Annotated in this window: 6 protein-coding genes and 2 pseudogenes; 6 read left to right on the top strand and 2 right to left on the bottom strand. The window is 58.5% G+C overall.

Annotated features, from left to right (window positions below):
* Window positions 1-261: 261 nt before the first annotated feature.
* The 5 genes and pseudogenes from CDN36_RS21310 to CDN36_RS22630 all read left to right on the top strand — a co-directional run.
* Window positions 262-774 carry a cupin domain-containing protein gene (locus CDN36_RS21310; protein ID WP_287497827.1) on the top strand — a complete coding sequence of 171 codons (513 nt, stop codon included), beginning with the start codon at window positions 262-264 and terminating at the stop codon, window positions 772-774.
* Window positions 775-876: 102 nt separating this feature from the next.
* A pseudogene (locus CDN36_RS21305) lies at window positions 877-1,501 on the top strand (flavin reductase family protein).
* A 539-nt stretch (window positions 1,502-2,040) separates the two neighbouring features.
* Entirely contained in the window at window positions 2,041-4,293 is a 2,253-nt protein-coding gene (locus CDN36_RS21300) for a DDE-type integrase/transposase/recombinase (RefSeq protein WP_287497826.1), read from the top strand.
* Window positions 4,290-5,066, top strand: coding sequence for an AAA family ATPase (locus CDN36_RS21295; protein ID WP_287497825.1), 777 nt, complete (start codon window positions 4,290-4,292; stop codon window positions 5,064-5,066). Before CDN36_RS21300 ends, CDN36_RS21295 begins: the two co-directional genes overlap by 4 nt.
* A gap of 167 nt (window positions 5,067-5,233) precedes the next feature.
* Window positions 5,234-5,395: pseudogene (locus CDN36_RS22630) on the top strand (transposase domain-containing protein); the annotation flags it as partial.
* 165 nt (window positions 5,396-5,560) lie between these two features.
* Here CDN36_RS22630 and CDN36_RS21285 read toward each other — a convergent pair.
* Complete coding sequence (locus CDN36_RS21285; RefSeq protein ID WP_287497824.1) at window positions 5,561-6,094, bottom strand: hypothetical protein; 534 nt, start codon at window positions 6,092-6,094, stop codon at window positions 5,561-5,563.
* A gap of 292 nt (window positions 6,095-6,386) precedes the next feature.
* Window positions 6,387-6,791 carry a single-stranded DNA-binding protein gene (locus CDN36_RS21280; RefSeq protein WP_287497823.1) on the bottom strand — a complete coding sequence of 135 codons (405 nt, stop codon included), beginning with the start codon at window positions 6,789-6,791 and terminating at the stop codon, window positions 6,387-6,389.
* 600 nt (window positions 6,792-7,391) lie between these two features.
* Between CDN36_RS21280 and CDN36_RS21275 the strand changes: the two genes are divergently transcribed.
* On the top strand, window positions 7,392-12,420 hold a 5,029-nt coding region (locus tag CDN36_RS21275; RefSeq protein WP_502920395.1), incomplete at its 3' end, for a two-partner secretion domain-containing protein.

Here is a 12,420-nt window from a genome sequence, read left to right as displayed (position 1 = left end):
GCGACGCAACAAGCGAATCGTCGCACAAATCGACGATTCGCGTCGGGCCGTGGGAGCGTCGGCGTCCGCCCCTTGATTTGCGCGGGTCTGGCGCGCATTGGTGCCGCTGCCCGACGCCGCACGCGGTTTTACGTGACGGAATATCTGTTTTGTTCAATGAACCGCGCCGCGTATGCGCCGGGTCGATCAGCAGAGTCCGGCGGCAATGCGCTATCGTGTGGGGTGTTTGCTGCCGTCTTTCGCATCGACTCTGGAGTGCCCATGACGCCTGCCGCCGAGCTCGTTGTTTCACTCGCATTGCAACCGCACCCCGAGGGCGGCTTTTATCGGGAGACGTATCGCTCGGCCGATACGATCGAGGCGAACGCGTTGCCGCCGGGCTTTTCGGGCCCGCGCAGCGTCAGCACCGCGATTCTCTATCTGCTGGAAGCGGGCGACTTCTCGGCGTTTCATCGTATTCGCAGCGACGAGATATGGCACTTCCATCTCGGCGACGCGCTTTGGGTCCACGAGATCGACGCTCATGGCGCACTGACGACGACGGCGCTCGGCAGCCGCATTTCGGCGGGCGAACGTTTGCAGCATGTGGTGCGTGCCGGTCACTGGTTTGCCGCGCAGCCGGCACCGGCGTCGCGCTTTTCGCTAGTTGGCTGTACGGTGGCGCCGGGCTTCGCATTCGAGGATTTCGAGATGGCGGACCCGGCGGCGCTGGCCGCACGGTGGCCCGCGCACCGCGATCTGATTTTGCGCCTCGGGCGCAGGGCGGCAGGCTGATATTCGCGGCCCGCACGGGCGAGCCGCGCCGCGAACCCTGGCATCATCTCGCTTGAGTTTTTCGCCTACATCTGTCGCGCATCTCTTTTCATGCTTTCTGCCATGTCCAACGACGACGTTCACTTTTACGACCCCGCCAAGGGCCACGGCCTGTCGCACGATCCGTTCAAGGCCATTGTCGCGCCGCGCGTGATCGGCTGGATCTCGAGCCGCGACGCCGAGGGCCGGGTCAACCTCGCGCCGTACAGCTTCTTCGGCGCGTTCGCGACATTCCCGCCGATCATCGGCTTTTGCAGCGAAGGCTACAAGGATTCGATCGCCAACATCGAAGCCACGCGCGAGTTCGTCTGGAATCTCACGAGCAAGTCGCTCGTCGGGCAGATGAACCGCACGTCCGCGCCGGTGGGGCCCGAGATCGACGAGTTCGAACTGGCCGGCCTCACGAAGGCGTCCGGCGTGAATGTCGCCGTACCGCACGTGGCCGAATCGCCGGCGTCACTCGAGTGCAGGCTACTGCAAATCGTGCGCATGCACGACCTGGAGGGCAAACCGATGAACAATTGGCTGGCGCTGGGGCAAGTGGTCGGTGTGCATATCCGCCGCGAATACCTGCGCGAGGACGGCCTGTTCGATACGGCGAAGGCGCATCCCGTCATGCGGGCGGGCTATCTCGGCGATTATGCCGAGATCGGGACCGATGTTCGATCTGCGTCGGCCCAAAGCCTGAACGGCGGGTTGCGGCGGCCGTCGAAGGCGGACTTCGTCGTCACCTGTGGGGTAGTGCTCATTTTGGCACATGCGAGAAAGCGCGACGCATGGGTCGGAGCGCCAATGAAATAAAGGGTTTTACGGGCGTAGAGTGAACTCAAGCAATTGGCACAAGAATGCACAAAATGCACACTTTATGCATGGATTTTGCGCACTTTTTGCTATCGGTTTGAGCGCTTTCTGCGCATTTTTGATCAGATTCTGCGCATGGATCTGAGGCGTGGTGATTGTCCGCTCGAACCCGCCCGGCATTGGTGCGCCGGGCTGGGTTGGCCATTGATTGGGGCGCGAGCGGAGCCTAGCGATGCGCCACGAATGGGCGGACTACGGGCGAGCCCAAGTGCGACCCCACAGTCGCACTTGCGTGAGGCACTGGGCTTGAGCGAGAGGTCCAGAAATACAGGCATTGCGTGATGAGGGTTAGATTTCCTGCGCTGTCAAGTGCGACACGCAGGGCGCATTTGATGACGCGGTACCTGGGTGTTATGTTTCGCTCCCATGACAATCCGTCCATCGATTTCACAGCCGAGCCCGGTCAACTTCGCGACGCTCGCTCAAGCACTGCGGGTGACCAAGCGCTGCGTTGAGCGTCGTGCAGTGCGCGAGCACTGGCCATTTACGCCGCAGCGGGTACGCGGTGGCACCTGTAAGCTATTTGATCTTGTGTCCTTGCCGCCCGAAGTCCAGCGAGCGCTCGCGCGTCATCGCGATATTCAGGCGCGGGGTGAGGCTGCACAGCGCTCGCTGGCGCAACTCAGCGCTTTGCGCGACGAAGCACAAGCCTGTCATGACGCGCGTCATGCTCGCGCCCAAGCGAACCTCAAACGCCTGCTACAGCCACTTCCCTCTGGCGTGCGTGCTCGCTTCGACGCGCGTTACGAGATTGTGCAGCACTGGCACGCATGGTTCCGCACGGTGCAGCCGATGCGCAAAAGCGTGGCGTGGCAGGCCTACGCACATGCCTATAACACCCGAGAGGTGGCGCTCAGTGCCGACGTGCGGGGCGCATATGCCACGGTCTCTGCGCGCTCCGTGCAGCGCTGGGTGCTCAATTACGAGCGAGAGGGTGCGGCAGGCCTGATCGATGCCAAGGATGGACGCCAGCACCGGGGTATCAATCAAATCACTCGTCAGCCTGCACTCGAAAAGACACTCTTGGCGCTGCTCGTGGCACAGCCGACACTGAAGATCCGACATTTGGTGCATTTGCTCGCGCAGGCCTCGGTGGATGCGAAAAGCGCGGCGGTGCTTTTTACACCGCCGTCATACGGCGTGACGTACCGGTTTGTGGGTGCTTGGCGTCGTCAGCACGCTTCACTCTACACGGCGGCAACGAACCCTGACGCATGGAAGAATCGATATATGAGCGCCTTTGGTGACGCCAGCGCTGATGTGTCGTGCCTTAATGAGCGCTGGGAGATGGACGCAACGCCCGCGGACTGGATGCTCACCGACGAGGATGGTCGCCAGCGCCGCTACTGTGCCTCGGTGGTGCTGGACGTGTACAGTCGGCGCATGCAGGTGGTGCTCGCGCCCACGTCCAAGACTGAAACGCACAAATATGCGCTGCGCCAGGCGATGCTGGCGTGGGGCGTGCCGCAAACGGTGCTTACCGATAACGGGCGCGATTACCAAAGCCGGGAGTTTGTGGAGACGCTCAAAGCGCTGGACATCCGTCAGCGCACGACAGCGCCCTTCTCGCCGTGGCAAAAGCCACACGTCGAGCGTGGCATCCAGAGCCTGCTGCACTCGATTCTGGAAGGGCTCTCGTCCTTTATTGGGCATCACGTAGCCGAGCGCAGCGCCATCGAAGCACGTCAGGCGTTTAGTGAGCGCTTGTTTCGGCCAGACGAGACGGTGACGCTGGCTATGCCGGCCACGCAACTGCGCTCGCTCATTGATCAGTGGTTGCGCGACGTCTATGAACGTCGCCCTCACGCGGGGCTAGGGATGTCGCCGCAGCAACGGGCGAGCGAAGCGGGAACGCCGATTCGGCGTATTGATGATGTGCGTGCCCTGGATTTACTGCTTGCCGCGCCGCTCGGCAAGGGTATCTATACGGTAACGAAGAAGGGCTTACGTATTCATGGCGTGCAATATATTGCGCCGGAGCTTGGCGTGGCGATCGGCCAACGCGTGCGTGTGCGTATCACCCCGGATTGGGGAGAGGTGGTGGTGTACGGGGACGATGGTGCGTTTGTTTGTGTGGCGAGAAACCCCGAGCGCAGCGGGATCTCCCGTGAACAGGTGGCCGTGTTGTCCAAGCGGCATCAGCGAGAGCACATGAACGCACAGTTGCGCGCGCTCAAACGCCCCAAAGTGTGCCCTGACGCCTTGGTGCGGCAATGGGTGACCGAACAGGGGGGATTGGGGCGCACGCAGTCGTGTTCTCCTGACCCAGCACCGAGGGGAATGGTGCATCGTACCGCGCGATTGCAAGGCGCAGCAGATGCGGCGCAGGCACTGAACGAGGTGCACGGGACTCTGCCGGCGCCTTCGGCACCGCTGTCTAACCTGGCGCCACGTGGCCCCGTGCCGGCAACGCCCGAAGCGCGCTTGGCCTTGTGGCTCACACTGGAGGCAAAACGCCGCGACGGCGAGGCCCTGTCCCATCCCGTTTTGCAACGATGGTGGGCGCAGTATCCACAGACGCCGGAGTTTGTGACGGCCATGCGCAAGCACAAGAACAAGGCGAACCATGTGTCCGATAACGCGCGCATGGCTGCGCCTGTCCAGTGGGGTTTCGCATGAGCGAAGTGCAATCAGCAGGTACGGCGGATGTGGCGCCGATTGCGACGCTTGATCTGGTGGCGACAACTCTCACGCGACTCGCGCAGAGGTGCTCAGGCGTGCCTGGCATCGGTGTGCTGTACGGACCGGCCGGATGGGGAAAAACGTTTGCGACCAACGCCCTGGCGCTGGAGTCGCGTGCGTACTATGTGAGTATGCGCAGCGCCTGGCGCACGAAAACGATGTTGGAGAAGATTTTGTTTGAGATGGGCATCGCGCACGGCCGGCATACCAATGCAGCACTGCTTGATCTGGTGTGCGAGCAATTATCCCGCTCGGGACGTGCATTGATCATCGATGAGTTTGATTACTGCACCAAGTCCGATACGCTTGTGGAGCTCACGTGTGACCTCTATGAGGGGTCTCACGGGGCGCTGCTGCTGGTAGGCGAAGAGCTATTGCCGCGCAAGCTTGAGCGCTGGGAGCGGTTTCATTCGCGTGTGCTCACATGGGCACCGGCACCACCGGTGACGCTTGCCGATGCCATCGCGCTCTCGCCGCTCTACGCCCCTGGGGTGAGTCTTGCGCCCGACGTGCTCTCTCACCTGGTAGAGCTCGCGCGCGGCTCGGTCAGGCGAGTGTGCGTGAACTTGGTTGCGCTTCGCGAGTACGCCATGACGTATGGGCTCGCTGAGGTGAGTATCGAGGATATCAAGGGGGTCCCGTTGTACACGGGACGTGCCCCAACGCGCCGGGCTTTGTCTGAAACGGCGCGGCCGGTACGCGTGTCATGATCGTGTATCAGGCAGGTCCCTCAGCGCGCGAGCGTATCTGGCGAACCATACGTGCGCAGCGTACCGAGATCACCCAGTCGGGCCTGGCAGTGGCCTCGGGCACAACGCTGAGCTTGGTTCGCAACTACGTTCAGGGTCTGCTCAAAGCGGGATACTTGCACCAGAGCGGTGAGCGCGCTGCGGCGATGTACAGTCTCATCGGCTCGGCGCGCCTGAACCGCATCAACCCCGAAGCCTACCTCGCCTACGTGCTCGAGCGCAGATTACCGCTACCGTACACGTTCGCTTGCCCAATGGCACCGGGTTCGATATTAAGAAATCAGCCCTGACTGAGCTGACGGTGGTTACCGAGATGCTCGGGATGCTGCCGTGTGCCAGTTTGACGAAGGGCCGTTGCCACCGCGAACCGCTGGACTTCCGTCAGAGCATCAACGGCCTTGTCGATACGAGGGGAGCAAACCATGCGCCTGAAACCGATGGCGAGACGTGGGCATTCACGGAGTTTGCCCAAAAAAAGCGGCAGTAAGAGGGTCGCGCGCGACGCTACATCGTTGCTCGTTGGCTTTCGTGATTCTGATCGTCGGCCATGCGGCCTCGCTAGACTGAAGGCTCTCGACGATTCTCGCGTTGGCATTGTGGGCGCAATACATTGCCCATTGCTTGCGAGTGATATCTTGGCCTGGACCGTACACAAAGAGTGCCGCGGCGTGGTGAAACCCTGCGATGTGGATGAGTTTTTCGCGGCGTAGCGCTTGAAACACGCGGCGCACCTGATCACTGGTCAGGTTGAGGTCATGTGCGGTCTGGACGATGCTCACGCCCTTGTTGCGCTTCATGTATTGAATAATTTTGGGGCGTAACAAGACCCGCTTGGCAGGGCGCACTGCGCCGATCTTTCGTGCCTGATCCTGCAAGGCGCGCCAGGTGTGACCGGGAAAGCGCCTGGCTAACTCCATGGCGGGTGCCCCAGCTTCCCAATAGATCTTCAACTGTGCCAATCGCTCGGTGGTCCAGTATCGTTTTGTCATTGCAATAACCTCACTCATGCCCGGGCCGATAAACGGCAAATCCATTGTGCCGAATTAGATCGGAAAACGTTATCAAATGCGGGCCGGGGAAAAACATCGGCGAAGGCCTATTTGATGCGGCAAATTGGAGTCGCAAGGCCGGCGTCAAGCCTGAGGTGAGTGGGCCCCGGGTTGCGAGCGACGTTGGGTGTGTCGCTGCAACGGATACGGGCTATTTAGAGTCGCCGCGCCGACCATCGGGGGGAGGCCCACTCACTTCAAGGTTGACTAAGCCGTATAGCGGCGAGTGGCGCTATTCGCTTTTCACCGCGAGGGTGTCTGAAGCATCTTCGCGGCTTGCAGAGGACTTTGACGGCAAGGGGCGTGACTCCAGGTATTGCATGGCTTTGCGCTTGAATTTTGCGTGATGCAGGGTGAGTACCGAATGAACTTCCATGTCGAGCGCAGCGCGTTTCTGCCCCTCGCGATCGGTCCAAATTTTGAGCTTCAATCCACCCGAGAGCGCCACGCTCTCGCCTTCATTGAGCATTAATAGCGCTTGCCTAGCCGTTGGGTGAAACGCGATCGCATTGACGAAGATGTGAGCGCCGCTGTTGTCGACGGCGATAGCGGTTGCGGTCACGTAGGGCTTTCCGTATTGATCGGTGCGACAGGCCGCAGCGCTCATCAATCTACCGAGTACTAGGCCGTCAATCATGATGGTTATCCTTGAGTGTGTGATTCGGGATCGTCCCTGGGAGGTGGTCCTTGGTCATAAGAAAAGAGGGGCGGAAGTTGGTCGGTGTGCAGAGCACGAGCTGCAAGGGCAATCGCAATGAGCTGCCAAGCATGCGGCTTGAACCAAGATCGCTGATGTTGTCAATTCTTCGGCTGCGTCAGTATCAAGTTATGTGGGGCAGTTTATTGTCGCATCGCAGTGACGTTGTTGCGTGATCAAGAATAAATAAAACGAAACACGGCGATGGGAAACCTCGTTAATTTCGAGAAAAGACTAGACGCGAGATGCCGAAGTTGCAAGGCTCTTGCTTGCTTGCTTGCTTGCTTGCTTGCTTGCTTGCTTGCTTGCTCTATTCCTAATGGGCGTTCGCCTATTTTTATTTGCCTGCATCTTCGGCATCCTCGCGTGCAACTTACTTGACTCGATACCGCTGGGGATCCTATGCGTGCGTTCTTCAATTTCCTCCGTTCCCTGTTCCTGCGTCGCCGTGCGAAGCACCAAGTGGGCGCTTCGCGCCTGCTCCTGGGGTTGCTCTCTCGCGCCGCGATCGTCGTAGGCGCCGTTGCCGTCAAGCCCGCCATGGCGGTCTCGGGTGGCGATGTCGTGCAGGGTGCCGCATCGATCAAACCAGAAGGCAATCAGACGACGATCAATCAGAGCTCGGACCGGGCGGTGATCACGTGGAAGGACTTCAATATCGCCCCGAATGAGGCGGTGCAGTTCATTCAACCCAACGCCAACTCGGCAACGTTGAATCAGGTGATCGGCAACATGGGGCCGACCACTATTCAAGGCATGCTCAATGCCAATGGTCGAATCTTTATTGTCGATCCGAACGGCGTCATCTTCGGGCGCGGTGCGCAGGTCAACGTAGGCGGGCTGGTGGCCTCGTCGTTGTCGATGAGTCCGGATAGTTTCATGTCCGGCGCGAACGCGTTGGGTGCGAGTGCGAATGGCCTGGTCACGGGGATGGTGAATGTTGAGGCTGGCGCACAGATTACGGCCAAGACGTTTGTCGCACTGCTCTCGGCGAGCACGGTGAACAATGCCGGCTCGATTCACGCAGGCATGGATGCCAATAGCAGCGAACGAGGCATCGCGATGGTGGCCGCAGATGCGGCCACGATTCAGTTGGGTAACTTCAAGGTGACGGTGAATAAGCCGGCGATGGACGCGCTGGTGGCCAACTCGGGCGATCTGGTGCTTGGGGAGTCGCTGGGAGACGGCTCGATTCAACTGAATGCGGCGGGGCGCAATGCGTTGATGCGCACGCTGTTGTCGAACTCAGGGAAGATTCAAAACCACAGTCAAGGCGCAGGCAGCTCGGTGTCGCTGGAGTCGGGCGGAGGGTTGTCGCACGTGGGTGAGATCAATGCGGCTGCGGGCAAGGTGTCCCTCGATGGTAAAGAGATCGCGCTTGACGGCAACGTCACGGTAGGAACGGAAAATACCACGACGCCGTCGCTGATCAATATTGGCAGTCAAGCTACGCAAAACGTGACGCAAGGCGTGCAAAGCGTGATTTCGGCCAACAGCAAGGTGGATGCGCAGATCCAGATCGCGGCGCAGCGGGTGCTGGCGCTAAGTGGGGCATTGTTTGCGCCGAGCGGGCAGATTTCGTTGCGCGCAACGATTTTGGATACGGGGTTGTTGGAGCCGGTGGCGAAGACGATTCATCAAGTGGGTGTTGAGGCATGGACGAAGCTGCCGCTCAAGACGAGTGATGGTCGTGTCGTGTATTACGGCGTGGACGGGCATGTCTATGCTGAAGATGGTCAACGGCTTGATGGTACGACCCATCTTTACGACGAGTTGAATAAGGATGTGGGATCTGTTGCGGATATTGATTCGAACGGACAAAAAAAGGACAACGGCACTTTTTTTGATACTTCGACAACTAAAATAAAGAAAATCCGTGTGTCCGGCGCTGCGTCGGGGATGCGCATCATCAATGGAAAAGCAGTGCCTCATACGTGGCTTGTTTGGAGTCCTAGGGCAAAGAAGTTTTATTGGTTCGATTTCGACAGTCACTCCGAAGTTTTGGGGCCGGAGTTGCAAGCTGGTGAGGTGTTTGCGCTGGGTGGTGGCCAGCTGATTAGGGCGGAGAAGGGCGTTAATGGAGAGTTCAGTTTTGTTCGTGCGGACGGTCGGATGCAAGGCGCTGTATTTGGTGCTGTATTTGACGCTGCATTGGGTATTCAGGGGCAAGAGTTGAAGCTCCGCTCAGGTGTTGCCTTGACGGTCCGTTTCGGTGAGTTGAAAGTAGGTGATGCTGGCGTGATTCGCCGCTCCGAAGGTAGCTACGATTTAGCTGGCTCAAACTCCTCTTTGGGTCTTGGGCTCGATTTGTCCGTTAAAGAGCATAACGGCGAGTTCACCATTGTTTTCGGGAAAAACAAAAACCTCGAATTCGGGCTTGATGGTGATCGCGTTGTTGTTGTTGACCGCAAAACAGGTCAGTCAGTTTTATCGAGTTTTGATCATGTGCTAGACGGTGTTACCGACCCGGCTGGGAGGCGCGTATTTGCTGACGCCAAAGGGAAAGTATGGGCGTTTAATTCTGGCGAGAATAAGTTTGATTCTGTTGATCATCTGGTCCAAGCCGCAAGCGATGCTAAACCGAATGAGCATGGCTTGTTGGAGGCGAACGCAGACGGCACGCTGAAGACATTCGCCGACAGCGCTGGGCACAGATTCGCCTATCGGATTGATGCCTGGGGCATTAAGCGATTGATGTCCGTTAACTCGGACGGCTCTGTCGTGGACGCGGTGTCCAGTAAAGCCGTCATGACAATAGATGTCGGTGGAACTGCCGTTAAAGTTCGTGCGACGGATGCGCGCGCGATTTCCGTGGCTGATGACACCCATAGGCAAGAGGGGGAGCAGCTTTTCGAGGTCTTGGATGGTAGTGGTAATCCGACGGGGCAGTTTGTGTCGGGTGATGGCAAATCCGTTGCGAAAGAGAAGATTGTTGAGCATAAACGGGCTAATTTTGATCCTTTTCAAGATGGGCTCGGTACGTTAGCCAAACCTGTGTCGATTCTGAGAGGCGATGACGGAAAAGAAATCGCTCGTGTTGTTAAGTGGCGTGCCTTGGGAGCGAAAGAGGCGACGACGATCATGGTCGACAAAGATGGCAAGCTCTTTGACGGTGAGACTGCCCATAGTGACCACAAAGTCGTCGATGTCTTGGGGCTTGGTGTAACGGTCGTTAATGGCGATAACAAGATTGTTTTGCCTGGCGACGGCAAGGAACCTGGAGATTGGGGGAAATTTAAGGAAGCGGGTTACGCGATCGCGGAGACCACTCAAGGCTTTGTTGCGACTAAGGATAATGTCGTTTATGAGCCTAACAGTCAGCAGGAGATGAAGTCGGTTGGGAAACTGCTTGAGGTCGTCAATGCGGAAAGGAGGCTCCTGCCTGGAAAATTCGAGGGACGTGGGATCGCGGGCGATGGGTTATCCATCAATAAGATAATCGTCAGTGACGGCGGAGAGCTGTTGCGTCGCAGCGCCAGTGGATACGAGCCCATGGGTGTTCATATTGTGGAGGATCCGCAATATGGTCGCTTGTTTGTGACTAGTAAAGGTCACTTGGCGGAGATCAGTTCTGAAAATCAGGTGACCGAGACTAGCTTAAGTATTCAAAGGCTGGGGGGTATCACTGTCGTTATGGATGCCCAGAAGCAGGCATTTCTGCCGAGGATCTTGAATACGGAAGCATTTTTTTCAAGTTTCCGGCACCACATGATTTTGGGCTGGGAGCCTACCGGTTATGCAGCAAAGTCTATCGTAGTTAACGGTGTGGCTCGGGAAATGCTGGTTGATGCGAGTGGCAATGTTGGCATGATTTCTTTCCAAGGGAGGCTCGGCGTAGCCGTAAATGAAAATTTCGAACAGGGCTTTCGGGTTGGCTTGACGAAGTTGGAACTCAAGCCGTTAGTCTTAGGCATGAAGCCGGGACAACTTGTTTCTGAGGACGGAAACCTTTTCTTGATGGGGGCTGACGGCAAAATCTCGCGAACTGATTATTCCGTTACTCCGACCGCCCTTTGGGGCGGGGTGATCCAGAAGGATGGCGTTGTTTATCGTCAGACACCTAGCGGTGAGTTTGCGCCAACGAAATTCCAGCTTGTTGACGTTGGTGGCGACAAAAAAGTTCTGGTCGGTGAAAACGGCACGGACGTATTGGGTGATGATCTTCAACCCACGGGTGACCGAGTAGTCAGCGGCCACTATTTGTTGCACGCGGACAAAAAATACAAAGCGTTGGACAGTGTTGCGGGTGAGGGCGTATTCCTGGACTCGCAAGGCCGGGTCGTAGACGCACAAGGTCAGGCGATTGCGACGGACCTGATTGATCTGAACACGGGACTGATTCTTGGCAAGGACGGTAAGCCCAAAGCGATTGACGTGCAGGTCAAAGATAGCAAGACGCCGGTATATGTGAAGTTTGACCGCGTCAATAAGAAGCTGGTGTTTGTCGACGCAGATGGCAAACAGGTCAGTGGTGCGCTGGTCGACCACGAGAATAACGAGATTCATTCGGAGACCGGGAATCGGACGGGAAATCGATACGTTGATGTGTCTGGCCATAATTCGACGCCGCACAACGTGTTGATCGACGCGCAGGGCATGCAGCTAGATCTTCAGACTCGCACTCGGACGGGGTTGCGGGTTGTTTCGGCCGACAATCGTCTGGAGATGGTCGGCGCAGACCACCATGTTTGGCAATGGGACAGCGCTCTTCAGAAGTTCAAGTCAACGAACGACGCCGTCGTGGCTGGCCAGTACCTGAGGCATGAGCCTGCGTATGTGACTGCGCAGGAGCGACCGGTGTACCGGGATAAGAGCGGACATTTGGTGATTCCCACGGAGGGTGTGGCACCGACGGTTCAACCGGTGACGGGCGACGGGTTGGTGGATGCCAAGACCCGCCTGATTCTGGGGGCGGATCTGAAGCCCAAGGCGCATGGTGATTTGGTGACGCGCGAGGGCGGGCCGGTATATCTCAAAGTTGAAAAGGGGGCCCAGGGGCTGTTGGTGAGGGTCCCTGCGGATGTCGCGGGTAATGCTCTGCCGGTGAACGGGGTTGTTTCCAAGGAGACATATCAAGCGCTGGAGTCGGCGATCGCTCAGGCCGATAAGGCGGGGCAAAAGGGGCTGGCGGACGCGTTGCGCGCGGACAAGGGTCGAGGTGTGTATCACACGAAGGAGGAGGTGGCCTCGGCACTGGCGTCGCTGAATGCGGTGAACGCGCTCCAACGTGACGTGGACTCGTCGTTGGCATCGATGGAGGGGCTGGAGACTTCGCTCAAGCAGACGGCGGGGCTGGAGTCGCGTCTGGATCGATTTGCGAAGGACAAGGACTTTGCTCAGGTGCAGTCGGTGCTGGCGGAGCAGAAGAAGGTTCAGACGCTGATCAACGCGGAGAAGCAAGAGGCGATTCGTGCGCGGATGAACGGCAAGGACTACGCGAGCGAGCAGGAGGCGCGAGCGGACCTGGCGTTGCAGCAGGCGGCGCAGGCGTTGCTGGATAAGCAGCGGGAGAAGGACCCTGGGGCGAAGATTGTCGAGATCGGCAAGAAGCCGGTGGTGCTTGACGGCC

The sequence above is a fragment of the Pandoraea sp. CB10b_02 genome (assembly GCF_002216225.1).
In the GTDB taxonomy this organism is placed as follows: domain Bacteria; phylum Pseudomonadota; class Gammaproteobacteria; order Burkholderiales; family Burkholderiaceae; genus Pandoraea; species Pandoraea nosoerga.
The sequence above is the reverse complement of the archived record's forward strand: the minus strand, read 5'-3'. Positions and strand labels throughout refer to the sequence as shown.